Source organism: Acinetobacter terrae (assembly GCF_013004375.1).
In the GTDB taxonomy this organism is placed as follows: domain Bacteria; phylum Pseudomonadota; class Gammaproteobacteria; order Pseudomonadales; family Moraxellaceae; genus Acinetobacter; species Acinetobacter terrae.
The window spans coordinates 121802-148653 of the sequence record NZ_JABERI010000002.1; the positions used below are offsets into that span (position 1 = coordinate 121802).

General features: G+C 40.5%; 25 protein-coding genes and 1 tRNA gene. 7 read left to right on the forward strand and 19 right to left on the reverse strand.

Translation table 11 applies throughout. The features are described from left to right. Positions 1-456: 456 nt before the first annotated feature. Positions 457-1206 carry a hypothetical protein gene (locus HLH14_RS02360; protein WP_171532586.1) on the reverse strand — a complete coding sequence of 250 codons (750 nt, stop codon included), beginning with the start codon at positions 1204-1206 and terminating at the stop codon, positions 457-459. Positions 1207-1386: 180 nt separating this feature from the next. On the opposite strand from HLH14_RS02360, the gene HLH14_RS02365 reads away from it, so the two are divergent. Further along, positions 1387-2088, forward strand: coding sequence for a DsbA family oxidoreductase (locus HLH14_RS02365; RefSeq protein ID WP_171532587.1), 702 nt, complete (start codon positions 1387-1389; stop codon positions 2086-2088). A 91-nt stretch (positions 2089-2179) separates the two neighbouring features. On the opposite strand, the gene HLH14_RS02370 is transcribed toward HLH14_RS02365, so the two are convergent. Further along, positions 2180-2380, reverse strand: coding sequence for a dodecin family protein (locus tag HLH14_RS02370; protein ID WP_067726883.1), 201 nt, complete (start codon positions 2378-2380; stop codon positions 2180-2182). Positions 2381-2621: 241 nt separating this feature from the next. Here HLH14_RS02370 and HLH14_RS02375 point away from each other — a divergent pair, with 241 nt between their 5' ends. The 5 genes from HLH14_RS02375 (at position 2622) to HLH14_RS02395 (ending at position 6498) form a co-directional block, all read left to right on the forward strand. Beyond that, positions 2622-2849: a glycine zipper domain-containing protein gene (locus HLH14_RS02375; RefSeq protein WP_067726885.1), complete on the forward strand. Its 228-nt coding sequence runs from the start codon at positions 2622-2624 to the stop codon at positions 2847-2849. A gap of 234 nt (positions 2850-3083) precedes the next feature. Further along, a complete protein-coding gene (locus tag HLH14_RS02380; protein ID WP_171532588.1) occupies positions 3084-3269 on the forward strand; it encodes a hypothetical protein in 186 nt (61 codons plus the stop codon). 347 nt (positions 3270-3616) lie between these two features. Beyond that, a complete protein-coding gene (locus HLH14_RS02385) occupies positions 3617-3796 on the forward strand; it encodes a hypothetical protein (RefSeq protein WP_171532589.1) in 180 nt (59 codons plus the stop codon). Between the two features lie 10 nt (positions 3797-3806). Next, positions 3807-5288 carry a hypothetical protein gene (locus HLH14_RS02390; RefSeq protein WP_171532590.1) on the forward strand — a complete coding sequence of 494 codons (1482 nt, stop codon included), beginning with the start codon at positions 3807-3809 and terminating at the stop codon, positions 5286-5288. 145 nt (positions 5289-5433) lie between these two features. Then, a complete protein-coding gene (locus tag HLH14_RS02395) occupies positions 5434-6498 on the forward strand; it encodes a hypothetical protein (protein ID WP_235940452.1) in 1065 nt (354 codons plus the stop codon). 92 nt (positions 6499-6590) lie between these two features. Here the strand turns inward: HLH14_RS02395 and htpG are convergent, their stop codons facing one another. The 5 genes from htpG to HLH14_RS02420 form a co-directional block, all read right to left on the reverse strand. Then, on the reverse strand, positions 6591-8510 hold the full coding sequence (htpG, locus tag HLH14_RS02400; RefSeq protein ID WP_171532592.1) for a molecular chaperone HtpG: 1920 nt from the start codon (positions 8508-8510) through the stop codon (positions 6591-6593). A gap of 93 nt (positions 8511-8603) precedes the next feature. After that, the gene (locus tag HLH14_RS02405; protein ID WP_086194220.1) at positions 8604-8948 is read right to left on the reverse strand and encodes a lysozyme inhibitor LprI family protein; all 345 of its coding nucleotides are present in this window, start codon (positions 8946-8948) and stop codon (positions 8604-8606) included. A 164-nt stretch (positions 8949-9112) separates the two neighbouring features. Continuing rightward, positions 9113-9715, reverse strand: coding sequence for an OmpW/AlkL family protein (locus tag HLH14_RS02410; protein WP_171532593.1), 603 nt, complete (start codon positions 9713-9715; stop codon positions 9113-9115). Between the two features lie 317 nt (positions 9716-10032). Beyond that, positions 10033-11445: a Na+/H+ antiporter family protein gene (locus HLH14_RS02415; protein ID WP_171532594.1), complete on the reverse strand. Its 1413-nt coding sequence runs from the start codon at positions 11443-11445 to the stop codon at positions 10033-10035. 129 nt (positions 11446-11574) lie between these two features. After that, the gene (locus HLH14_RS02420; RefSeq protein ID WP_171532595.1) at positions 11575-12444 is read right to left on the reverse strand and encodes an alpha/beta fold hydrolase; all 870 of its coding nucleotides are present in this window, start codon (positions 12442-12444) and stop codon (positions 11575-11577) included. A gap of 116 nt (positions 12445-12560) precedes the next feature. Here HLH14_RS02420 and HLH14_RS02425 point away from each other — a divergent pair, with 116 nt between their 5' ends. Next, positions 12561-13049 carry a DUF4442 domain-containing protein gene (locus HLH14_RS02425; protein ID WP_171532596.1) on the forward strand — a complete coding sequence of 163 codons (489 nt, stop codon included), beginning with the start codon at positions 12561-12563 and terminating at the stop codon, positions 13047-13049. A gap of 47 nt (positions 13050-13096) precedes the next feature. Here HLH14_RS02425 and HLH14_RS02430 read toward each other — a convergent pair whose 3' ends face one another. From HLH14_RS02430 to HLH14_RS02485, 12 genes are all read right to left on the reverse strand, one after another. Continuing rightward, positions 13097-13456, reverse strand: a complete 360-nt coding sequence (locus HLH14_RS02430) for a DNA transfer protein p32 (RefSeq protein ID WP_171532597.1) — start codon at positions 13454-13456, stop codon at positions 13097-13099. Between the two features lie 482 nt (positions 13457-13938). Further along, positions 13939-14139, reverse strand: a complete 201-nt coding sequence (locus HLH14_RS15905; protein WP_235940453.1) for a hypothetical protein — start codon at positions 14137-14139, stop codon at positions 13939-13941. Positions 14140-14300: 161 nt separating this feature from the next. After that, positions 14301-18491 (reverse strand): DNA-directed RNA polymerase subunit beta', encoded by a 4191-nt coding sequence (gene rpoC, locus HLH14_RS02440; protein WP_067726908.1) that lies wholly within the window; start codon positions 18489-18491, stop codon positions 14301-14303. A 187-nt stretch (positions 18492-18678) separates the two neighbouring features. After that, positions 18679-22767, reverse strand: a complete 4089-nt coding sequence (rpoB, locus tag HLH14_RS02445) for a DNA-directed RNA polymerase subunit beta (protein WP_086194226.1) — start codon at positions 22765-22767, stop codon at positions 18679-18681. A gap of 304 nt (positions 22768-23071) precedes the next feature. Further along, complete coding sequence (gene rplL / locus HLH14_RS02450) at positions 23072-23437, reverse strand: 50S ribosomal protein L7/L12 (RefSeq protein ID WP_067726912.1); 366 nt, start codon at positions 23435-23437, stop codon at positions 23072-23074. A gap of 42 nt (positions 23438-23479) precedes the next feature. Then, a complete protein-coding gene (gene rplJ / locus HLH14_RS02455; RefSeq protein WP_067726914.1) occupies positions 23480-24004 on the reverse strand; it encodes a 50S ribosomal protein L10 in 525 nt (174 codons plus the stop codon). Positions 24005-24311: 307 nt separating this feature from the next. Further along, positions 24312-25007, reverse strand: a complete 696-nt coding sequence (rplA, locus tag HLH14_RS02460) for a 50S ribosomal protein L1 (RefSeq protein ID WP_067726916.1) — start codon at positions 25005-25007, stop codon at positions 24312-24314. Between the two features lie 3 nt (positions 25008-25010). Continuing rightward, complete coding sequence (gene rplK, locus HLH14_RS02465; RefSeq protein ID WP_004868049.1) at positions 25011-25439, reverse strand: 50S ribosomal protein L11; 429 nt, start codon at positions 25437-25439, stop codon at positions 25011-25013. Between the two features lie 120 nt (positions 25440-25559). Further along, entirely contained in the window at positions 25560-26093 is a 534-nt protein-coding gene (gene nusG, locus HLH14_RS02470; RefSeq protein WP_067726918.1) for a transcription termination/antitermination protein NusG, read from the reverse strand. Between the two features lie 7 nt (positions 26094-26100). Beyond that, complete coding sequence (gene secE / locus HLH14_RS02475; protein WP_171532598.1) at positions 26101-26541, reverse strand: preprotein translocase subunit SecE; 441 nt, start codon at positions 26539-26541, stop codon at positions 26101-26103. A 73-nt stretch (positions 26542-26614) separates the two neighbouring features. Next, positions 26615-26690, reverse strand: a tRNA-Trp gene (locus HLH14_RS02480). A 52-nt stretch (positions 26691-26742) separates the two neighbouring features. Beyond that, the coding region (locus HLH14_RS02485; protein WP_079275949.1) for an EF-Tu C-terminal domain-related protein at positions 26743-26852 on the reverse strand (110 nt) is incomplete at its 5' end.

A 26852-nucleotide genomic window follows, 5' to 3' on the forward strand; every position in this document is an offset into this window, starting at 1 on the left:
TTTTTTATGAGCACGTTTTAATCAAATTTAATCTGATCAGCGATCGCATTACCCATCTCTCTGAGACCATTAATGGTTAATGAAAACTCAAGGATTCCTATACTCACAACATCACGATTGATCTGAAAAACTGTAGCCCCCGTTCATTAGTATAAAATATATTGCTGAGCTGATTTAAATCTCCACTGATTTCTCGATCAACCCATTGATTCAAGACTTCAATTGTTTTATATCCATATAAACGATGCGGATCCGTCGCAGTCTGTATTGAGTCGTCTTGACCTGCTTGTTATCTTTTAGACAGATCAAAGACGTGGTTTGCCTTTTTTGTGATTTCGGCAAAACGTTTATACATTGCTGCTGAACAGGCAGGTTTATAATTTGGAGTTCATTGGCATCTATTTTGAAATATTAAATTTAATCCTGATCTATTCGGGATGAATACAAACTCAAATGCTATAAACGCTGTTCAACTGCTTTTCGATTTTGCTTTTTAATTTTTTCCATTTCTGCATTTAACTGCAACACTTCCTGATACAAGGCATTAAATTGCTTTAAGGGCTTATCCTCATAAAACATAAAGGTTTTGTTCTTTTTCTGCCATTTATTATTTTTCAGAATTTCAAACAAAGCATCAGCTTTAGTTAACATTTGCAATTCCAAAGCAAATAAAGCATGGGTTTTATCACTGTCACGACTTTCGCGTAAGCTATCCGTTAATTGATGCCGCAGATTGGCTTTAATGGATAAATGTTTGGCTCTTGCCAAGGTATCTTCTTCACGTTGCTGGGTTTGTTGTTGATACTGGGAAGTAAGTAGATGTGCCTGTTTCAGCATCTGTTCCGTTTCTACATACTTCTGTTTACGGTCTTGATCTAAGCGGTCGATATTTAAAAACTCATCCCAATGGATTGCTTTAAGCGCTCGTAAATATTCATTTCTGGCTTCAGCATTTTGAATCATCTGACTCAGGACAAAGTCCGCCATCACTTTATAATCGCCTTGTAAACGGTTATCTGACACATTGATATCAATCGGTTCAGACCAGTCTTGGGCTTGCTCATAAATGAGTTCTGCTTTTTCATACAATACAGTTTGGTAGGTCTTGAGTTGGCTCAAGTCATTTTGTTGTACCGAATATTGATAAAACATCCAGCCAAATACGGCACATGTCGCCAATCCTAAGATGAGAAAAATCCTTGGCATGCGAAACTCCCCTCTACTGACTTTTCAATAGCATAACCCGATTCAGAACTATGCTGGTTATTTATTCAGCTAAAACATATCAAGTTTTTCTAGCACGATGCAGTTTTAATTCAATTTTCATGCTTTAAATTTCTATCCGAACCCCCATCAATATAGGCAATAAAAGATTCGAGATTTCTCATGCGCGTAGATATTTGGTCAGATGTGGTTTGCCCATTTTGTTATATTGGTAAAAAACGTCTTGAAGCTGCTGCTGAACAAGCCGGTTTAGAACTTGAAGTTCATTGGCATAGTTATGAACTTGATCCAGAAGCGCCAGTCCGTCAGGAAGTTTCAAACTCTGAACGTCTTGCACAAAAATATGGACGCACCGTTGCAGACGTTGAAGAGATGCAACGTAATATTGCCGCTATGGCAGCTGAAGAAGGCATCCAATTCAATTGGGAAAATGCCAACTCGGGTAACACCTTTAATGCACATCGCATTATTCACCTAGCTCAAAGTAAAGGCTTGGGTTCAGAAGCCAAAGAAGCATTTTTCTACAGTTATATGACTCAAGGTTTACCAATTGGCGAACGTGAAACGATTGAAGACGTTGCTGCACGAATTGGCTTAAATCCAGTTGAAGTGGAGGATGTTTTAAATTCAGAAGAATATGCAGACTTTGTCAAATTTGATGAAGATGTGGCACGAGATCAATTAAAAGTGACCGGCGTACCGTTCTTTGTCTTTGATCAACGCATTGCATTAGCTGGCGCACAACCGCGTGAAGTATTTTTACAAGTCTTTGCAAAGGCTTTAGAAGCACCGCAACCAGCGAATATTAAAGCTGAAGATGCGGCGATCTGTAAAGATGACCTCTGTGAGGTTCCAGAGAAATAATTCTATTTCATTATTAATGACATAGATTTACTGCAACTGGTCATAAAAAATCCCCGAATCAGGGGATTTTTTTATTTTACAATTCATCAATCTAGTCGACCAAGAAACTAATTTTTAAATTCACGCGATACTCAGTAATTTTATTGTCCTTAATCACTACTTTTTGCTCATTGATCCATGCACCTTGCACATTTTTTATTGTTTCCGTTACTTTGTGAATGCCGGTTTGAATTGCATCTTCAAAACTTTTATTACTGCTTGAATTAACCTCAACTACTTTTGCAATAGCCATTGTTTAAACCTCAAATTTTATTCTTGTGAGGTCTGATCATAGGGTATTTTTTAAACAAAAATCCTTGTTTTAACATTACACCGCAAAAACTTACACGTAAGACACAATATCGCTGCCTCCTATTTACCTCTTACAAAACACAACTTATATATACAAGGCTTTGACACAATCAGATGCACAATTCGCTAGGCTGATATGCGGAACATTTAAGTTCTGAATCATGAAACTTAAAGAGGTAAATATGAACACTGAAACTCAAGATGCTGCTGTTGATTCTACCCCTAGACAGCGCTCAAACATCAAATCACCTTTTTCTCCTACGGTCACAGGTGCATTAATTGGTGCTGTTGCGGGTAGTGTATTACCTGTTTTTGGTACCGTGAGTGGCGCTATTATTGGTGGTATTTCTGGTAAAGTTTACGAGAAAAAATGCAAAAGCAAGTGCCAAAGTAAATGTCATAAAAATTGATAATTTTTTATATTTCTAAATAACTTAAGACAGATTGTTAAAACACAATCTGTCTTAGAGTAAAAACTCTAAACATATGATTTATATAATAATTTAAACTTACCATTCATCTTTTTTTCACCCTTTAGCACTTACTTAATCTGATCATTATTTGATATTATTTACATGAAATTTGTTTTATTTCTCTCCCTTGCCCATCTTTCTTGGGCATCCTTTCACCTAAAGGAAATGATCATGAACGCTATTAAATCTTTTTTGGCTATCGCTGTTGTGGCTTTTTCTGCAAATGTATCTGCTCAAATTGTTTTTGTTCCAGATTTTCCTGTTAAAAAAGCAGTTACAACTGTAAAAGCCGACCAAAAAGTATCGGCTTTGGAAGCTGTAACTCAAGATAAAGCTGCCTGTGAAAAAGTAGCCTAATAAGTTACCTTATTCCATTAAAAAAACAGACTGATCTAACTCAGTCTGTTTTTTATGGTGAAAAAATCATTTTATTTACTCTCATCCTATTCAGGATTGACACAAGATTTTAACTATAAATTAATATATTTATTTTTAATATGATGAAAAATTAAACGATAAATCACGATCTATTTTCCAACTCTAGCCTCAAAAAATTTGAATGTTTTTTATCTAAAATCTACATTTTTTGCTCTTTATGTCTATAAATGCTCAAAACATGACAATATTTCTTCATGCTTTTTCTTTTTAAATCCATATAATCAAAGCATTAAATTAGTAATTTCATTGAATGAAACCATTTTCTTATGCAAGAACTTCAAGCGCTGATTCAAGGTAAAATTCCCCCACAAACAATCAACATAGATCGTTTGATTTTGCTGGCTGAACAACACCCCAAACCCACGTCTGCAGAATATAAATTACTTGAACTTGCTATTAATATTGTATTGGCAAGTTATCTAGAAAAAGCACAAAAACATCTCTAGAGGTCAGTTTATGAATGCCTTAGAAAAAGCGCTGCTGATTAAAGAATTACATCATTTGCTAGATGATTTGGAACATCGCTCTTTATCTTTTTTTGAAATTGCAAAATCAAAATCACGTTTAATCGAAATTTTTCGCTTATGTGATGAACCGATTTTTAAAAAACAAATTTTGAAATTTAAGTCCCAAACTCAACCTGAGAAAGCCGCAACAGATTTCGCTGATCACACGCTATTTAAACTTTCTTATCGTGGTCTTTTTCGACAGGATCGTGATTTACAGCAGGCGCTATACAAAAATGCTGAATCAGGTTGGGCCATTTTGTATCGCCCTGCACAAGGTTGGCAAATCTGGTTAATTCCAGCTCCAAACCGCAGCGCATTGATCAGTAATTGGGGGAATCTAGATGACATTTATCACTGGATGCTAGAACAGCAACAACGCTATAGCTGCTTAAAAACTGACGATGAATTAAAACAAAAACCGGTCCTTTTAGAACAACCCATTACCCCTACTTTAACCGAGACCGAGACCGAGACAAATTTGAATCTGTCTACACCGGCTATACAAGAACAAAATCAAGTCAATCCGCCAGGTTTGATCAAGTCACAAGTTGATAACCTTCATGCTCCTGAGCCTACAACCACCCTAGATTCACGGGTACAGCAAGGTGATGCGCACGTTATTAATGAACTGCCACAAATATTAGAGGATGATCAACAGGCAATTCCTGCAATAACAGCTCAAGCTCCCCTTAGAGCTCAAAAAATTACCAGAAAGGATTTTCCTCAAAGCTTAGAACTCAACCAACATATTGCACATATTCATCCTCTTCATGAAGAAAATGCTTCTGCACAAGCGTTATATATTTTAGAAATCCCAAGCCTTCCAGAAATTTCTCAACATCTCGATTTGCTCATACATGCTTCAAATTTACAGAATTGGCAACAATGCCCAATTTATCTGGCTGAACAAATCAATGCACAAGGTTGTTTCATTAAATATTTAGCGTTATTGGCTGCAGAGAATCAAGGACAAGCAATTCATTTAATGAATGGCTTTACTGAGCAATCCCAACATCATATCGCTGCGATTAAAGAAATTTCCTGGGAAAATTTTGCAGAAAACTTTACTGATTTTGAAGCTCTTTTTTATAGCTATACACAAAAAGCAGCTTTAATTTGGACGAGTGAAAGCTATACCCCTTTTATTCCTGCACAGCTTTTTCAAACACAAAAATTTATTCAATTTGAGGAAAGTCCTGCTGACTTTAAGACACCGCTGCTTTTATTAAAAGACAGACAAAAAATTCGGGTTATTCATGGGCAGAAACGCTTAAGGCTGTCCCGGACTGAATCGGCTTATCCTTATTTTTTATTAGAACGTCACCACGGTGTAAGCTGGCAATTGATTCAGAATATTATTACCCAGCTGAAATCTCCAATCGACTGTTATCAACTATATGAGGCAATTCAAAAGCATATTTCAGATTAAGTTTTATTTTTTTGTAGCCAGAGCTTGCTTTTTAGTCGTAATTTTTACAAGACTATCAAATGATCAGAAATATAAGAGCAAGGATATGCCAAAAAAGAAAATAACTTTATCAAAATCCCTCTTATTTATACTGGTATCTGGGATTATGAACGTTTCAAATGGATCTGAAACCTCAGAACAAGTCACTGATTCACCCCCGAGTTCATTATCGACTAAGGATGAAGACTATAATTTGCTTTATCAAATTCCAAATTGGATTGATGCTCTACCGACATTTTTGCCACAACAGTCGAATGAAGCTATTGTTCCACCCATCTTGCAAACTGCGGATCAAACTTGGTTAGACCGCAACCAGCTTAAAGTTCGAAACTGGGCAGATAATACCTCGCATAAAATTGACAATTGGTTCGGCAAAACAGATCCAGAAAAACCGGCATCGGCGACATTACGCGTAATCGTGGATAATCGTTGGAATAAACATGATGACTATGAAATTAAACCGCGTATTCGCGGCAGAATTAAACTTCCAACTTTAGAGCGTAAAGTGAGTGTCGTTTTTGGTGATGATTCTTTAGATAATGAACTGGATAATAATATTGCCATTACCGATGAAAATCCAGGCAATAGCGATGATAAAACCATAGACCGACAACGTACCCGTGAAAATAACAGTTCTTTTGCATTTCGCTGGTCAGATTTTTCTAAATATATCCCTTTTGAAACTGACTTAGATTTGGGAGTTCGTTCAGGAGATGATGTGTATCTCCGTCTAAAAGCATCCAAGGATTGGAAACTGGAGAATGATTTCAGTTTTCATGCTGAACAAATTTATCGCTATGGCATTGATAGTAAAAATTACTTAAGAACGAACACGGAACTCACCCATGCTCGGCCTAATCAGGCATTTTTATCCAATCAATTCAGTTTGACTTACGCCGATGATCAAGATGATGATTTAACCTGGGATAACAACCTGTTTAGACAGCATCAGTTTTTCCATGAAAACACCTTTAGTTATGGTATTTATACCGGTGGTTTTTTCAATAATAATGACTTACGTTTAAATAGCTGGGGGCCCTTCGTTTCTTGGCGCCAACCTTTATGGCGTGAATGGTTTTATGTCCAGGGCAATTTAAATTATGTTAATAATCATCGGGATGATCGTAGTCATTTCATTGGTGCATCGGTACGTTTGGAAGCATTATTTTAATCTTCTTTGTGGATAACCGGTACTTTCCCACAGCTATAATATTCAATAAAAAACCTCCCGAAGGAGGTTTTTTTGCTTAACGAGGAAAGGACTTATTTCAACAACAAACTGTTAATACGTTTTACATATTCAGCCGGGTCATCGGGTAAGCCACCTTCTGCAATCACTGCCTGATCGAAGATTACATTGGCCAGATCATCAAACTGAGTCGAGCCTTCCAGTTTTTTTACCAAAGGATGTTCTGGGTTAATTTCCAGAATCGGTTTACTTTCTGGCACAGCCTGACCCGCTTGTTTTAACATACGAATCAATTGTGGAGAAAGCTCACCTTCACCCGTCACCAAACATGCCGGTGAATCAACCAAACGTGTGGTTACACGCACTTCTTTGGTTTTGGCTTTCAGTGAATCTGACAATTTTTCAACGATTGGTTTAAATTGTTCAGCGGCTGCTTCAAGTGCTTTCTTCTCCTCAGCATCTTGCAAATCACCTAAGTCTACTGCACCTTTAGCCACATTTTGCATAGGTATACCATCAAACTCATTGACGAATTCCATCGCCCATTCATCCACACGGTCCGCCATCAAGAGCACTTCAATGCCTTTTTTCTTGAACAGTTCCAGTTGTGGTGAGTTTTTCGCAGCACTTAGACTATCGGCAGTCACGTAATAAATGGCTTTTTGCCCTTCTTTCATTCGTGCTTTGTAATCTGCCAATGAAGTGGCAATCTCATCATTGGTCGATGTAGAGAAACGTAATAATTTTAAAATACGTTCGCGGTTGCCAAAGTCTTCGCCCAAACCTTCTTTAATCACTGAACCAAATTCAGCATAGAACTGTTTGAATTTCTCTTGGTCTTTTTCATCTTCCGACTTCGCCAAGCTATCCAGCATGGTCAAAATACGGCGGGTATTGCCTTCGCGAATGGTTTTAACATCACGACTTTCTTGTAGCAGTTCACGGCTGACATTGAGTGGAAGATCAGCACTATCGACAACACCCTGCACAAAACGCAAATAGTTTGGAATCAGATTATCCGCTTCATCCATAATGAACACGCGTTTTACATACAACTTGATGCCCGCTTTCGCTTCACGCGTGAAAATATTGTGCGGCGCTTTGCTTGGTACATACAATAATTGGGTATATTCGGTGCTACCTTCAACACGATTGTGTGCCCAAGCCAATGGTGCTTCAAAGTCGTGGCTTAAGTTCTTATAAAACTCAATGTATTGCTCGTCAGTGATCTCATTTTTATTTCGAGTCCAAAGTGCACTTGCTGAGTTAATCGCTTCCCATTCATCTGTTTTGACCATCTGACCGGCTTTAGGTTCTTCACCTTCAACAGCTTCTTCTTGCTGCCAGACTTCCTTTTGCATTTCAATCGGCAAGCTAATGTGGTCAGAATATTTATTGATGATTTGCTTAACTTTATAAGACTCTAAATACTCAAGTGCATTATCACGTAAATGTAAAATAATATCTGTTCCACGTGAAGCCTTGGTGATTTGTTCAACTTCAAAATCACCTGTACCCTCACTAGTCCAACGTACACCATCAGTAGCATCTGCCGCAGCATGACGCGATTCAACAGTAATTTTTTCGGCAACAATAAAGCCTGAATAGAAACCAACACCAAATTGACCAATCAATTGTGCATCCGCTTTCTGATCACCTGACAGTCTAGACATAAAATCTTTGGTACCAGACTTAGCAATCGTACCTAAATTATCAATGGCTTCTTGTTGGCTTAAACCAATGCCGTTGTCTGAAATGGTGATGGTTTTATTGTCTTTATCTAGAGTGACACGAACATGCAGTTCAGGATCATTTTCATAATATTCAGGATGATTGATTCCTTCAAAACGCAACTTATCACATGCATCAGATGCATTCGAAATTAGTTCGCGTAAGAAAATTTCCGGATTTGAATAAAGTGAATGCGTCACCAAATGTAAAAGTTGGGCTACTTCCGCTTGGAAACTATGTTTTTGTGTACTTTGTTCGCTCATCAGTCGCTCCTTAAATTCATTAAACACTTTTTATTGAATGCTTAATGAATGGAGTGACTTGAGAAATTTTCAATAGGGAGTGATAAATTTTTCTTAAAAAGGACCTTGTTTATAAACACGATCCATATACAGATCCAGTTTTTGTTGGCGCATTTTATATACTTCGATTAAACAACGGCTCGAGTTTCCACATTGATCACGTAATTGTAGCCACTTTAGCTGCTCATCCTGAATAACACCTCGAGTCCCCATAGGCACTAAGCGCTTAACAATATTGTAAGTGGTTGCCATTTTCACGTCGGCATCATTTACAGCACGATGCTCACAAATGGCATGTTCTGTTTGTGTTCGGGCATGATCACAATTGAAACTTGCTGCATAAACAGACCCACTAAATAGGCTAAAAAAGACCACACTGTATAAATTGAATAATTTCATGATTTATTTTCTCTTTTTAGCTTATTGTCTATAACCAACTTAAACAAAATCTTGATCATTAAGTAGTATCAAAGTGCTCAATCTATGTGATTTATTGTAAGTTTTCCATTAAAAAACCCCATCTATAAAGATGAGGTTCCTTTGCGCTAATTTTTATTTTTATCTTAGAATTTGTAGCTATAACCGATTGTATAAACCCAAGGATTTACTTCAAGATCACCAATAGCATTGCCATTTAATTCAAGCTCAGATTTCACATCCGCATAACGTACATCAGCAAAAACACCCCAGTTTTTAGCATCAGCTGGTTGGAAGTTGAGACCTACTTGACCTGCTACGCCATAGCCGACATCAGCATTTAATTTTGCCCCATCAATCACAATTTCCTCATCCCAAGGAATAACTACAGTTGCACCGACACCTACATAAGGAGTGAAACCAGTTGAGTTTTTGAAATTGTATTTTGCGGTAATTGTTGGTGGTAAATGCTTGAATGAAGCAATTTTTGCACCGTTTGATGTTACATCGTGTTTAAAAGGAGTTGCCAGCAATAATTCAGCCGAAAAATTATCATTAAAGAAATATTCTACCGAGGGCGTAAAACCATATTCTTGGGAAGCTTTTACATTTGTAAATGCACCGTCCGCCAGTACATTACTGTCTTCTGACGGTGCTAAAGAACTGGCACCCACTTTAACCTGCCACTGACCTGCCATTGCAGAAGCAGACATTCCCAATAATGTAATAAGAGCAACTTGTTTTAACATTTTAAATACCCCATGGAAGAATAATAACAACAAAATAAAACATTAATTAATAATAAACACGAGACAAATTAATATGCAATAGCTATTAATTAATAATAATTATATTTATTTTTAAGCAATTGATAATATTAAATATTTATTTTAAATAGACTAACTTGGTTGGTTTTAAATACCAACCAAGTTAATCAAGTTTATTATTATATTCCGAGTATATTAATCAGGTTTATTATATTAAGTATTTAAAAGATTCATTTTAAATACATCTATTAATATTATACATAAAATAAAATCAAACTAAATAAAAATATTAATTTGAATTAAAGAACCATTGCGGCAACCCATCCAAATACCAATAAAGGAATATTAAAATGGATAAATGTTGGAACAACCGTATCCCAGATATGATCATGTTGACCATCTACCCCCAAACCTGCAGTTGGTCCTAAGGTTGAATCAGATGCTGGAGAACCTGCATCACCTAATGCTGCTGCCGTACCAATCAGTGCTACAGTGGCTAATGGAGAGAAGCCAAATTGCACGCAAAGAGGTACATAAATCACAGCTAAAACCGGCACACTTGAGAAAGAAGAACCAATCCCAATCGTCACAAACAAGCCAATAAATAGCATCAGGAATGCAGCTAAGGCCTTGTTGTCACCAATGAGATGGACCACGCCATTGACCAGACTATTGATGTCACCGGTATGGGTCATCACTGAAGCAAAACCGGCGGCTGAAATCATGATAAAGCCGACCAATGCCATCATGCGCATGCCTTGTACAAAGACATCATCGGCATCTTGCCATTTGAAAATTCCTGCACCTGAAAGCACGGCAAAACCAACTAAACCACCCAAGATCATTGAACCTGAATACAATTGGGCAACCAAAGTCAAAGCTATCGCCAGCAATGCCATAAAAATGGTTTTTTTCGCAATCACAGGGACTTGTGCAGCTTCTTGCTGTAGTTCCTTCGCATCCGCTTCTAAATTCACTTCACCTGCACGAATAGGCTTGTCTAAATCAATCGTAGTCACACGTGCGACAGTGCGATCGATATAATGACGTGGTTTACGATAGCTTATGAATACCGCAGTAAGCGTACCTATCAGCATACCAATCACAGGAATTGCCATACCCATCGGCATCATCCAACGATCCACATGCAAATCGTAAGCAGCACCCACTTTATTGATATTGCCCATCAAAATTTGTTCAAGGAAGATGGCACCGAAGCCGACAGGAAGGAAGATATAAGTTCCGACTAAACCCATAGTCAGCACACAAGCCGCTGCACGACGGTCTAGATTCATGTGATTCATCACTTTTAATAAAGGAGGAACCAAGACCGGAATGAAGGCAATATGCACAGGAATTAAGTTTTGAGAGAAAATCGCAGCAATCAGTAAAATACTTAAAAGTAGATATTTCACTTTTTTGGCTCTTTGATGGCTCGCTTCTGCACCCAACAAGCCAATTAACTTATGTGCTAAAAGATCAGGCAAACCCGATTTTGACAAAGCTAAGGCAAAAGCACCCAATACTGCATAAGCGAGGGCAACTTCTGCCCCGTCACCCAGACCTGCATTAAATGCAGCTACGGTATCTGACAAACTTAGTCCTGCAACCAAGCCACCAATAATCGCTGAAATGACCAAAGTCAAAACAACAGAAACTCGTGCCAGTGAGAGAATAAACATCACGGCAATCGCAATTACTACTGCATTCATGGAAATTTTTAGGAAGATGAAAAGCCGATATTTTAGCAGATCCAACCCATTGAAACTGTAAATTGATTGCTTTTATCCAGCATCAACTTTTTCATTTAAATACATGTAATTAAATACAAGTAAATAGATTTAAATCTGTTCCAGTGCAAAGCTCCGGATATAATCTGCAACCAATTTGGGTTGGCTTAATATTGCCCAATGATTGGCATCGACATCGACACGCTGAAAACTTTCAGCCCATTTTGGCATTTCATCAATCAGTTCAGGACTGACAAAATTGTCTCGTTTCAACACAATCCCTTGTACTGGACAAACTGCAAAACGCTGACGTGGCCGAGTTAAGCGTGGCAGAAAATTGGCACGATATAGCCCGATTCCATGTTTCCCATCTGACGAGATATGGGGATTTAAAGGCAAGTTTTTTTTGTGCTCTAACTTTTCAAGCACTTTGCCCCATTTTTCAGGACTGAAAAAATTCCATACCGTAGGTGCCAGTAATGGCAGTTGAAATACTGCGATATACCAAGACTTGGTGAGTTGCTTAAAGAATTTGCTCTTGTGCTGTTTAAACTGATTACGCATCCAAAATGCAGCGTGGTCTAAACACGGCCCTGAAATCGTACTATAAGATAAAATTCGTGTTTTAAATTTAGCTTCTGTGACTGATTCCCAAGACTGAATAGAACCCCAATCATGCGCTGCCAAATGAAAAGGTCGATCTTTTAATACAGCATTGATTACACTTTCTAAATCTAAAGATAACTGTTCTAAGCGGTAGTCACGAATACGTGTTGGAATGGAAGACTGCCCCGCTCCGCGTACATCATAAGTGACAATATAAAAATTCTGGATAAGTTCCTGAATAACCGGTTCCCATACTTCTTGATTATCAGGATAACCATGCACCAAAACTAAAGCCGGTTTTTCCTCACTCCCCCACGTTTTCACATAGAGACGCTGTTGATCTTGGGTGGTTACCCATTGGGTTTTCGCTTGCATAATCTTTTCTCATTTTTTATTGACTATTTATCTTAATGATTGGGCAACCTGATCAATGCCTCAATTTTAGTTCTGCTCTAGTATGGTCTGGGTCGCCATAAAAAAAATTGACCCATATGAGCCTTTTAAAAAAACTACAGACAATACCTGCGATCTCTAAATTTATGATGAATCGTTATGCACCTTATCGTGGTGCAGACATTGAGATTGAAAAAATGGATCTGGCAAATTATCACATTCGCGTGAAAATGCCTTTAACGCGTAAAAATCAAAATGTTGTTGGGGTGCATTTTGGAGGAAGCTTGTATTCCATGGTCGATCCTTTTTTTATGCTTTTACTGATGCATCATCTCGGATCAAAATATATCGTCTGGGATAAATCGGCTAATATTAATTTTCTATCTCCAGGACGCAACACCGTCTATGCCGATATTCGCTTAGATGCCGCTGAAATAGCACATATTAAAGAGCTAACCGACAATTACGTGCCTGTACATCCCAGATACACAGTCAATATTTTTGATGATGCGGGCATCCGCATTGCAGAAGTTGAAAAAATGGTCTATATCCGTAGAAAAAATCCCAAACCAGCCACTCGACAATAAAAAAGCGCCTGTTGATCAAGCGCTTTTACTTAAATTAAGACGTTGAATTAACGTTTTTTCTGTTCAATGGCAGCTCCGGCACCGCCACCAATTGCGCCACCAATGGCAGCACCCGCATTACCACCTATCACGCTCTTACCGACCGCAGAACCAATGGCACCGCCTACACCACTATAAACTGCATTACGGTTAGAACCACCTTGGGTTTTACTACCGACCGCTGCGCCTGCACCACCACCGACTGCTGCACCAACGCCACCGCCGACTTTATTACCTACACCGCCACCGACTGCACCACCAAGTGCTGCTGCGCCGACTCTCTGTTCCCTTGGGGACATACTGTCACAACCCGCCAACATGAAAGTAGACATGGTCACAACCGCCATTACGCTCATTAACTTTTTCATGGGATTTCCCCTTGTTCTCACTCTTCTTAGCTTAAGCTTAATTTGTGGAGAGTAATAAACGGGAAATGTTACCCATTAGCACTGAAATGCTGCATTTTGTAAAAAGTCCTGAAACATTTCACAGATTTTTTAACTTAGGTTTATTCGTTCTCACTCAGCACCACAATATCGCGTGTAGTCACGCCATTTCCAGTCAAAACAGCAGGCAACGTTTTACTGTTATCTTCTAAATTCTTTTTTGACCCAGCTTTACAGTACGATGAATAAGCTCTTGCCCTTGTTTAAACTCGACACCTTCTGCATCATTTTTTTTGGTTCGTGAAAGTATTTTTCCATCTTGCTTTATCGTGGTATTCAATTCAATTTTTGAGGTCGGAACAATGATTCCGCCTTTTTGAATCACAAGAATAGAAAGTTACGTTTCATAAAATTGCGTTTGCTTATCTTCTAAATGTACTTCATGCGCAATAATATCTTCACCCTTATTTGGTCACTTCAAAAATTGTGGCATCGACATTACGATCGGATTCTTGTCCTGCGACTCGAAGACGAATTACTTCAGTCTTTAATATCGGAACAACGACTTTACCTTCTACCACAATGCTATTTGGCATTGGTGCAGCAATAACAACAACAGAAATAGATAAAAGTGAAAGTACTAAAAGGTGCCGGGTCAGTTCCATAAGTTTGCCCCATTATTTCAAGTTTATAAATTCAATAAATTTTCAATTGTTCTGTTTTAAGATAGGAAATTATAGAACTTGAGGAAAGCGTTAATTTTCATTAATTCGAGACAAAAAAAGACGCCCGAAGGCGCCTTTTTTATCAGTCATTTAACGTCGAATTAGAATTCTTGGTTAAATGCTTGGCTTAATGCTTGGTCTACATCAGAGAAGTCATTTACAAGCTCATGCTCTGCAGCTTCAGCTTCTTGACGACGACGTTCTAAATGATAAGCAAGACCAGTACCTGCAGGAATCAAACGACCCACAACTACGTTCTCTTTCAGACCGCGTAAATCATCTTCTTTACCTGTTACAGCAGCTTCAGTTAACACACGAGTTGTTTCCTGGAACGATGCAGCAGAGATGAACGAGTCAGTAGAAAGCGATGCTTTGGTAATACCCATCAATTGACGTTCATACTTCGCAGGGAACTTGTTCTGAGCAAGTACAGCTTGGTTTTCAGCAACCATGCGGATGTAATCCACTTGTTCGCCTTTAATGAAGCTGGTATCACCACCATCAGTGATTTCAACTTTACGCAACATTTGACGCACAATAACTTCAATGTGCTTGTCGTTGATTTTTACACCTTGCAGACGGTAAACGTCCTGAACTTCGTTCACGATGTAGTTAGTCAACGCCACTTCACCTTTCAGACGTAAGATGTCATGTGGGTTTTGTGGACCGTCAGAAACTGTTTCACCACGGTTTACATGTTCGCCTTCGTACACGTTAATGGTACGCCATTTCGGAATCAACTCTTCGTAAATTTCAGAGCCGTCGTCTGGAGTAATCACTAAACGGTTTTTACCTTTAGTCTCTTTACCAAAGCTTACAACACCTGAAATTTCAGCCAGGATTGCATGTTCTTTCGGTTTACGTGCTTCGAACAAGTCAGCTACACGCGGCAGACCACCGGTAATATCACGAGTACGTGAAGTTTCTTGTGGTACACGACCAATAACGTCACCAACACCGATTGTTTCGCCATCACGGACAGAAAGAATCGTGTTTTGTGGCAAGAAGTAGAACTGTTCACCACCATCCACTGTATCTAACACAACAGCAGGACGTAGATCTTTACCTGACGCAGGACGTGAAGTCACTGGCAAGATTTCGATCGTCGTCATACCTGTTGCATCATCAGTTTTCGATGTAACAGTTACGCCATCAGCGATTTGGCTGAAACGTACTTTACCTGCAACTTCGGTAACAAGTGGATGTGTATGCGGATCCCAAGTTGCAACGATACCGCCAGCTGCTACTGCTTCGCCATCTTTCAGTACGATAGACGCACCGTATGGGATTTTGTAGCGTTCGCGTTCACGACCTAAGTCATCCGCAATACCGATTTCACCTGAACGAGAAGTCGATACCAAGTGACCTTTGGCATGTTGTACAGTTTTCACATTATGGAAACGTACAGTACCTTTGTTACGTACTTGAACACTGTTTGCAGCAGAAGTTCGGCTTGCAGCACCACCCACGTGGAATGTACGCATGGTTAACTGGGTACCCGGTTCACCAATTGATTGCGCAGCCATAACACCTACAGACTCACCAGGATTTACCTGATGACCACGTGCAAGGTCACGACCATAACATTTCGCACATACACCGAAAGTAGATTCACAAGAAACTACTGAGCGTACTTTAACTTCGTCGACACCCGCTTCTTCAATGAAGGCAGCAAGTTTTTCATCAATAAGCGTATTACGTGGAAGAATGACTTCGTCAGAACCAACACGTTTCACATCTTCAGCAACAACACGACCCAATACTCGAGCACCAAGGTTCTCGATGACATCACCACCCTGAATGAATGGAGTCATTACAAGACCGCTTAAAGTACCGCAATCAGGTTCAGTAATTACCAAATCCTGCGCTACGTCTACTAGACGACGAGTCAAGTAACCAGAGTTTGCTGTTTTAAGTGCTGTATCGGCCAAACCTTTACGCGCACCGTGTGTTGAGATGAAGTACTGAAGTACTGTCAAACCTTCACGGAAGTTTGCTTTAATCGGGGTTTCGATGATCGAACCATCCGGTTTCGCCATCAAACCACGCATACCAGCAAGCTGACGAATCTGAGCTGCCGAACCACGGGCACCAGAGTCAGACATCATGTAAATACTGTTGAATGATTTTTGCTTCTCATCTTCACCCTGTTTATTTTTAACAGTGGTGAAAGACAAGTTGTCCATCATCGCTTTCGCTACTTGGTCATTGGTACGCGCCCAAATATCGACAACTTTGTTATAACGTTCACCGGCAGTTACGAAACCTTGTTCAAACTGTTGTTCAATTTCACGAACTTCAGTTTCTGCTTTTTCGATAATCGTATATTTAGTTGGTGGAATAAGCATATCTTCCATACCAACAGATACACCAGAGCGAGTCGCTTGACGGAAGCCCAAGTACATCAACTGGTCAGCAAAGATAACGGTATCTTTAAGACCCAATTTACGGTAGCAAGAGTTAATTAATTTTGAGATGTTCTTTTTCGTCATCTCAACGTTAATTTGCTGGAAGTCCATACCTTCAGGAACAACTTCCCAAAGTAAGCAACGACCTGGAGTCGTATCAACAATAATGGTTTGCTGTTCGCGGTTACCATCTTCATCAATTACAGTCTGGTGTACACGTGCTTTTACGCGAGCGTGCAAGTTCACTTGACCGGTAGCCAATGCACGGTTTACTTCGTCAGTATCCGCAAACACCATGCCTTCACCTTTGGCATTGATCGCATCACGCGTGATGTAATACAAGCCCAAGACAACGTCCTGAGACGGTACGATGATTGGTTCACCGTTCGCTGGAGACAAGATGTTGTTTGTAGACATCATTAACGCACGAGCTTCTAACTGAGCTTCGATTGTTAATGGAACGTGTACCGCCATTTGGTCACCGTCGAAGTCGGCGTTGAACGCAGCACATACGAGTGGGTGTAGACGGATCGCTTTACCTTCAATCAGGGTCGGTTCAAATGCTTGAAGACCCAAACGGTGAAGTGTAGGCGCACGGTTCAACATCACTGGATGTTGACGAATCACGTGAGCAAGAACGTCCCAAACTTCTGGAGTTTCGCGTTCAACCATTTTCTTCGCAGCTTTAATGGTTGTTGCTTGACCAGACGCTTGCAGTTTCGCAAAGATAAATGGTTTGAATAATTCAAGTGCCATTTTCTTAGGAAGACCACATTGGTGCAAACGTAAAGTCGGACCTACAGTAATAACTGAACGACCTGAATAGTCGACACGTTTACCCAATAAGTTTTGACGGAAACGACCTTGTTTACCTTTGATCATGTCTGCCAAAGATTTAAGAGGACGTTTGTTTGAACCAGTGATTGCACGACCACGACGACCATTATCAAGCAATGCATCTACAGACTCTTGCAACATACGTTTTTCGTTACGTACGATGATGTCTGGAGCTGAAAGGTCAAGAAGACGTTTCAAACGGTTGTTACGGTTGATCACACGACGGTAAAGATCGTTCAAGTCAGAAGTCGCGAAACGACCACCTTCAAGAGGAACTAACGGACGAAGATCTGGTGGAAGTACTGGAAGTACAGTCAACACCATCCATTCAGGCTTGTTGTTCGAATCGTTGAACGCTTCCATCAACTTCAAACGTTTAGACGCTTTCTTAAGCTTCGTTTCTGAAGTTGTTTGTGGAATTTCTTCACGAAGGCGCGCAATTTCAGCTTCAAGATCGATGTCTTTCAACAAATCCTGAATCGCTTCTGCACCCATTTTCGCGCTGAATTCATCACCGTGTTCTTCTAACGCTGTGAAGTATTCTTCATCGTTAAGAAGTTGGTATTTCTCCATTGGAGTCATACCCGGATCTGTTACAACGTAAGATTCGAAATACAATACACGTTCGATATCACGTAAAGTCATGTCTAAAAGAAGACCGATACGGGATGGTAATGATTTCAAGAACCAGATGTGCGCAACTGGTGAAGCAAGGTCAATATGACCCATACGTTCACGACGTACTTTAGCAGTCGTTACTTCAACGCCACATTTTTCACAAATGACGCCTTTGTATTTCATACGCTTGTATTTACCACACAAGCATTCGTAATCTTTTACTGGACCAAAGATTTTGGCACAGAATAAACCATCACGTTCTGGTTTGAACGTACGATAGTTAATTGTCTCAGGTTTTTTAACTTCACCGTGAGACCATGACTTAATCATTTCTGGTGACGCAAGACCAATGCGGATGCGATCAAACTCTACTGGAGCATGACCGTCTGAATCCGTCTTTTTGCGCATGATATCGAGCAAGTCTTTCAATTTTTTTCTCCGTGTGTCGAGGAGTTTTTCTCCTCCCCGACTGGGTCACAAATATTGTTTTTTAACTGATTTAATCCCCTTCAACGCCCTTTGTTGCGAAGCGATACTTCTCAGGGGGAAAACTCCTCAAAACAAGAGGAGCAAATCCCCCCTTTGATAAAGGGGGTTGGGGGGATTGAATGGTTACTTAGTCACCATTTTTCAGTTCAATGTTGATACCTAAAGAACGGATCTCTTTGGTCAATACGTTGAACGATTCAGGCATGCCCGGATCCATATGATGGTTACCATCGACAATGTTCTTGTAGATGCGAGTACGGCCTTCAACGTCATCCGACTTAACAGTAAGCATTTCTTGAAGCGTATAAGCTGCGCCATATGCTTCAAGCGCCCAGACTTCCATCTCACCGAAACGCTGACCACCGAATTGAGCTTTACCGCCCAATGGTTGTTGAGTCACAAGTGAGTAAGAACCTGTAGAACGCGCATGCATCTTGTCATCAACCAAGTGATTCAGTTTCAACATGTACATGTAACCTACAGTTACTGGACGGTCAAAACGCTCACCTGTACGTCCGTCAAACAATACGGTTTGACCAGAACGTGGAATGTCTGCAAGTTCAAGCAACTCTTTGATTTGGCCTTCGTCAGCACCATCAAATACAGGAGTTGCTAAAGGAATACCTTTACGCAAGTTTTTAGAAAGCGCCAAGATTTCATCATCAGTCAAGCTATCAAGATCTTCTTGCTCGCCACCAACTTTGTTATAAATCTTGTCTAAGAAGATACGCAGTTCAGCAATGGTACGCTGTTCTTGCAACATCTTGTCGATTTTATCGCCAAGACCTTTTGCAGCCATACCCAAGTGAGTTTCAAGAATCTGACCCACGTTCATACGTGAAGGTACACCCAGTGGGTTCAACACGATATCAACAGGTACACCGTTAGCATCATGCGGCATGTCTTCTACTGGCAAGATGTTAGATACAACACCCTTGTTACCATGACGACCCGCCATTTTATCACCCGGTTGGATGCGACGTTTTACAGCCAAGTAAACTTTAACAACTTTCAATACGCCAGTTGTCAGTTCATCACCTGTAGAAAGTTTGCGTTTTTTCTCTGCAAATTTCTCGTCAATCTCAATGCCCTTCTCTTTCAAGAATACTTGAATTTGAGTTAAGCGTTCAGCAATGCCTTCATCAACAGGTTGAATTTCAAGTAGATCAACAAGCTCTAAACCAGATAACACATCTTCTGAAAGTTTGTCACCGCGTTTAGTTGTACCACCACCATTCGATTCTTGACCTTTCAACAAGCGAATAATACGTTCACGTGCTGCTTCTTCGAAGATTTTGAATTCTTCTTTCAAGTCTTTACGATAAGCATCCAATTGCGCTTTTTCAATTGCTTGAGCACGTTCGTCTTTTTCAAGACCGTCACGTGTAAACACTTGAACGTCAATCACTGTACCTTTAACGCCTGAAGACACGCGTAATGATGAGTCTTTAACGTCAGCTGCTTTTTCACCGAAAATTGCGCGAAGCAATTTTTCTTCCGGTGTTAACTGGGTTTCACCTTTAGGCGTTACTTTACCTACAAGGATGTCACCGGCAGTCACTTCAGCACCGATATAAACGATACCTGATTCATCAAGCTTAGAAAGTGCAGCTTCACCCACGTTTGGAATGTCGGCAGTAATTTCTTCAGCACCCAATTTCGTATCACGTGCAACACATGACAATTCTTGGATATGAATCGATGTTAAACGGTCTTCTTGAAGTACACGCTCAGATAACAAGATCGAGTCTTCGTAGTTGTAACCGTTCCACGTCATGAACGCTACACGCATGTTTTGACCAAGCGCTAATTCACCACCGTCAGTCGATGGACCATCAGCCAATACGTCGCCACGACCCACTTTATCACCAAGGTTCACAAGAACTTTCTGGTTAATACAAGTATTTTGGTTCGAACGTGTATATTTGATCAGGTTGTAGATATCTACACCTGCTTCACCGGCGATCATTTCTTCTTCGTTTACACGAATAACAACACGTGACGCATCAACAAACTCGATACGGCCGCCACGTTTTGCAAGAACACATACACCAGAGTCATGCGCTACGTTTGCTTCCATACCGGTACCGACAAGTGGTTTGTCAGCAATCAGCGTAGGTACAGCCTGACGTTGCATGTTTGAACCCATCAACGCACGGTTGGCGTCATCGTGTTCAAGGAATGGAATAAGTGATGCTGCAACAGATACAATCTGCTGAGCAGATACATCCATATGCGTTACTTTTTCAGGAGGCATACGTACGAAGTCACCTTGGTGACGAACAGATACGAAGTCTTCTGTTAATTTACCGTCTTTATCTACGCCAGAATCGGCCTGTGCAATCACAGTACCTACTTCTTCAATCGCAGATAAATACTCAACGTCATCTGTTACGCGGCCATCAATAACTTTGCGGTATGGTGTTTCCAAGAAACCGAAGTTATTACATTTTGCATAAACCGAAAGTGAGTTGATCAAACCAATGTTTGGTCCCTCAGGAGTCTCAATTGGACACACACGACCGTAGTGAGTTTGATGTACGTCACGTACTTCAAAGCCTGCACGTTCACGAGTCAAACCGCCGGGTCCAAGCGCCGATACACGACGTTTATGTGTAATTTCAGACAATGGATTATTTTGGTCCATGAACTGAGACAACTGGCTTGAACCAAAGAATTCTTTGATTGCAGCAGCAACTGGTTTCGCATTGATTAAATCTTGCGGAGACAAGTTGTCTGTTTCAGCTTGGCTTAAACGCTCTTTAACAGCACGTTCTACGCGAACTAAACCAACACGGAATTGGTTTTCTGTCATTTCACCGACTGAACGTACGCGACGGTTACCCAAGTGATCGATATCGTCGACTTCACCTTTACCGTTACGAATTTCAACAAGTGTTTTTAGAACGTCTGTGATATCTGAATTTGAAAGAATACCTTCAACTTCACGAGACTTCTGATCTGTACCGACTTCGTAAGGACGACCCAAACGACGGTTGAACTTCATGCGGCCGACTGGAGACAAGTCATAACGTTCAGAAGAGAAGAACAAGTTGTTGAATAAGTTTTCAGCAGCTTCTTTTGTTGGTGGCTCACCTGGACGCATTACTTTGTAGATTTCTACAAGTGCTTCTTCACGACCTGAAGTCGTATCTGCACGTAAAGAATCCGCAACGAAAGAACCACGATCGATATCATTGGTGAACAAAATATTGAACTGCTTAACGCCGCCTTCTGCAATCTTCACCATGATCTCATGGCTCAATACGGTGTTTGCAGCAATAACATCACCATCTTTTAATGGGATGTCTTCAGCAGTAATACGTTCGTACAAGTACTCGTCAGGAACAGAAAGCTTGGTTAAGCCAGATGCTTCCATTTGACGTACATGACGTGCATTAATACGTTTACCTTGCTCAACAATCGCTTTGCCGTCAGCATCAAGAATGTCGAATTGAGCCATTTCACCGCGCAGGCGTTCAGGCACAAGGTCAATTTGGTAGCTACCCATGTCAAGATAGACAGGGACTTTTTCATAGAACATGTCTAGGACTTGTTCGTTGCTATAACCTAATGCACGAAGTACAACAGTCGCGAGTAATTTACGACGACGGTCAATACGTACAAAGACAAGGTCTTTTGCATCGAATTCAAAATCTAACCATGAACCACGGTAAGGAATGATACGTGCTGAATAAAGAACTTTACCGCTAGAGTGAGTTTTGCCTTTATCGTGGTCAAAGAATACACCTGGTGAACGATGTAATTGAGACACAATTACACGCTCAGTACCATTAATGACAAAGGTACCATTTTCGGTCATGAGCGGCATTTCGCCCATGTACACTTCTTGTTCACGTACGTCTTTTATTGATTTAGTTTCGCGATCTTTGATGATCAAACGAATTTTTACGCGCATTGGTGCCGCATAAGTCGAACCACGTAAAATACATTCACGCACATCAAACTCAGGCTTACCAAGACTATACTCAACAAATTCTAAAGCAGCATTGCCAGAATAACTTTCAATAGGAAAAACTGAACGAAATGCGGCTTGGAGACCGATATCTTCGCGGTTTTTTGGAGTTTTGCCATCTTGTAGGAATGTTCTGTACGAGTCGACTTGAATCGAAAGCAAGTACGGAGCATCCATGACGCTAGGCAATTTACCAAAATTCTTACGGATCCGTTTCTTTTCGGTATATGAGTATGCCATCTGGAGTCCTCGGAAAGTAAACTAAGCCCGCCTGCAGAACGAGCCTAGAAGGAATTACACAGGCCGATATGGCCACCACTTTTTACAAATGCTGCAATTTTTAGTGGTATTAAAACGCTTAGCAATATTTTCAAATATGATAAATATTGGTAAACATTTGATTTTATTGATTTATTATAATAATTGACGGTTTTTACATCAATCAAACAAAAATCGAGCCGATTATTGTAACGCAAAAAGGCTGATGACCCAAGAGCCATCAGCCAAATTTCGGGATCAATTTAAAAATTGACCCCTGGTACCATTACTTAACAGTAATTGTAGCACCAGTAGTTTCAAGCTTAGCTTTAAGTTCAGCAGCTTCTTCTTTAGAAACGCCTTCTTTAAGGATAGCTGGAGCGCTTTCAACCATGTCTTTAGCTTCTTTCAAGCCAAGACCAGTAACTTCACGAACTGCTTTAATTACAGCAACTTTGTTCGCGCCGAAAGAAGTCAATTCAACATTGAATTCTGATTGCTCTTCAGCAGCAGCAGCAGCAGGACCTGCAGCTACAGCAACTGCAGCAGCAGATACATTGAATTTTTCTTCGAAAGCAGAAATAAGTTCTACAAGCTCAAGAACAGTTTTTTCAGCAACTGCGTTTAGGATTTCTTCGTTTGTTAAAGCCATGAGAGTAACTCCAAATGGGTATTGAATGGTGTGAAAGTGAATTTAAGCTTCTGTAACTTCTGTAACTTCTGGAGCTTCGTTTTTCTCTTGAAGCGCTGTAAGTAAGCGACCCAATTTCGAAATAGGAGCTTGAAGAACAGAGGCAAGCATAGTAAGCGCTTTTTCTTGGTTCGGAAGGTTCGCGATAACGCTAATTTCTTCACCTTGATAAAGTTTGCCATCAAATGCAGCAGCTTTAAGTTCAAATGCTTTGTTAGTTTTCGCAAATTCTTCGAACAAACGAGCAGCAGCGCCCATGTCGTCTTCAGAAGTAGAGAAAGCTAAGATTGTTGGACCAACGAGGTTGTCATTCAAGATATTGAATTGAGTATCTTGAAGAGCGCGTTTCGCCAAAGTATTACGTACAACGCGTGTAGCAACACCTAGTTTACGAGCTTCAACACGAAGAGCAGTTAATTGCCCAACAGTTAAACCTTGGTAGTCAGCAACAACAGCAGCAAATGCAGTAGAAGCAACTTCAGTTACTTCAGCTACGATCTGTTTTTTGCCTTCGATAAGAAGAGCCATTGTAAAACCTCCTAACGGTGATTTATGTGCTTACGCGAAGCACACTCCCAATTCGTTAATCCATCACTGGACTAACACGCGGAGGATGAACAAATCACACCACCGCGTCTACTCGGACTGGACTTTTAAGAAGTGAATTCCGAAGAACTCCCCTCGCCCGAGGTCTTTGACGCTGATAAACAAATATTTATCAATTCAAAGTTTGCCTAAGTTCGCAAGTGAACCAAAACTGGTTTCTCTTGCGTAAAATTTGAAGCAGTGCTTCAAATTTTACTCAGGGCTTTAAAATTCTGTAATAAGTCGAGACTTATTTAGAAACGTTTGCCACATCAACAACAAGACCAGGACCCATAGTTGAGCTCAAAGTGATCTTTTGGATGTAGATACCTTTAGAAGTAGCAGGTTTTGCTTTCTTAAGGTCAGCTACAAGAGCTTCAAGGTTTTGACGGATCGCAGCAGCATCAAAGCCAACTTGACCAATCGCAGCATGGATAATACCCGCTTTGTCTACACGGTAACGTGCTTGACCAGCTTTAGCGTTTTTAACAGCGTTAGCTACGTCAGGAGTTACAGTACCCACTTTAGGGTTAGGCATTAAGCCACGTGGACCAAGGATCGTACCCAACTTACCAACAACGCGCATTGCATCTGGAGCAGCAATTACTACGTCGAAGTCTAAGTTACCAGCTTGAATGCTTTCAGCAAGATCTTCAAAACCAACGATGTCCGCGCCTTCAGCTTTAGCAGCTTCAGCAGCAGCGCCTTGAGCAAACACAGCAACACGTACAGTTTTACCAGTACCTGCAGGAAGTGTAGTCGCGCCACGAACAACTTGGTCAGATTTACGAGGGTCAACACCAAGGTTTACTGAAACATCCAAAGATTCTTTGAATTTAACAGCAGGAATAGTGTTAAGAACTTGTACTGCTTCTTCCAAAGTGTAAACTTTGTTCGCTTCAACAGCAGCAGCGATGGCTTTTTGACGTTTAGTTAATTTAGCCATGTCTTATAGCTCCACTTCCAAGCCCATAGAACGCGCAGAACCAGCAATGGTACGTACACGTGCGTCTAAATCAGCACCAGTTAAATCTGGTTCTTTAGTAGTCGCAATTTCTTCTAATTGAGCGCGAGTCAACTTACCAACTTTAGTTTTGTTAGGTACAGCTGAACCCTTTTGAATACCAGCAGCTTTCTTAAGAAGAATAGCAGCAGGCGGAGTTTTCATAATGAATGTGAACGACTTATCGTTGTACACAGTAATCACTACAGGAATTGGTAGACCAGCTTCAACTTTTTGTGTAGCAGCATTGAATTCTTTACAGAATGCCATGATGTTAACACCACGTTGACCTAGTGCAGGACCAATCGGTGGAGATGGATTCGCTTTACCAGCTGGAACTTGCAGCTTGATATAGCCGTCAATCTTCTTAGCCATTTCAAATTACCTCTGGGTGCAAACGCCGATGAAGGCTCCCCAATGATTTCAAGTAACGATAACCGTTACAACAACAATGCCCAATCCATAACAAATCGGGCGTTTTCCAACCAACTTAAATTAGTTCGCTTTTTCGACTTGGCGAAATTCGAGCTCAACTTGAGTTGGTCGATTGAATACATTAATTGTCAACGTTAAACGTGACTTCTCGTATTGAACTTCTTCCACCACGCCTTTAAAGTCGGTGAATGGACCATCAATAACAAGTAATTCTTCGCCTGGTTCAAACATCGTCTTAGGACGAGGTGCTTCACCAGTATTGCGTACACGCGCAAGAATCGCATCAGCTTCTTTTTGCGTAATGGGTGCAGGTTTTTCTGCAGTACCACCGATGAAACCTAATACTTTTGGACATTCTTTAACAATGTGCCAAGTATCATCGTTCATTTCCATTTCAACTAATACATAGCCAGGAAAGAATTTACGCTCTGATTTACGCTTCTTACCATCCTTCATTTCTACGACTTCTTCAGTCGGAACGAGGACTTCACCAAAGCTATCGGCTACAGCGCTACGCTGGATTCGATCATTAAGCGAGCGTAACACCTGTTTTTCATAACCTGAATAGGCATGAATAATGTACCAACGTTTCATAGCTCTCTTACCCGATAATAAACTTCATTAACCAGCCTAAAATGTAATCAAAACACCATAAAACAATGGAAGCGATTACAACAACTGCAAGAACATGCCAAGATGTGGTCACTGTTTCTTGCTTGGTCGGCCAAGTCACACGACGTAACTCGATTCGTGCATCTCTCAATAAACGAACAAAGCCTTTGCCTTGATGGGTGGCGTATAATAAACCTAAAGCCACTACGATACAAGCCAAAATCACAGCAACGCGCACACCAACATTATTCGCAGGCGCCCAATATGCTGGCAAATACTGACCCGCCATGGCCGCACCAACTAATAAAATCAATGCGATAACCCATAGAACTATATCTAAAGGAGACCCAGAATTAACAACTTCAGCAGGATTATTTCTTTGTGGAATTGGCGCTTCGCTTAATGCGTCACGCGATTTATCATTCGACATTTTTGTACTCGTCGTAGGCTTCGCGACTTATTATATGACAATTTAACCAGCATCAAGTTTTTTTTTAAAAAAATGGCAGGCCAGGAGGGACTCGAACCCCCAACATTCGGTTTTGGAGACCGACGCTCTACCAATTGAACTACTGACCTATAATACAAATCGGGAACCAGAGCCCCCGACCTGTAATTTCAACTTATCGTATTATGCAGTTACTTTAGCAACAACACCAGCACCAACTGTACGACCACCTTCACGGATCGCAAAACGTAGACCTGGGTCCATTGCGATTGGGTGAATTAGTTCTACTGACA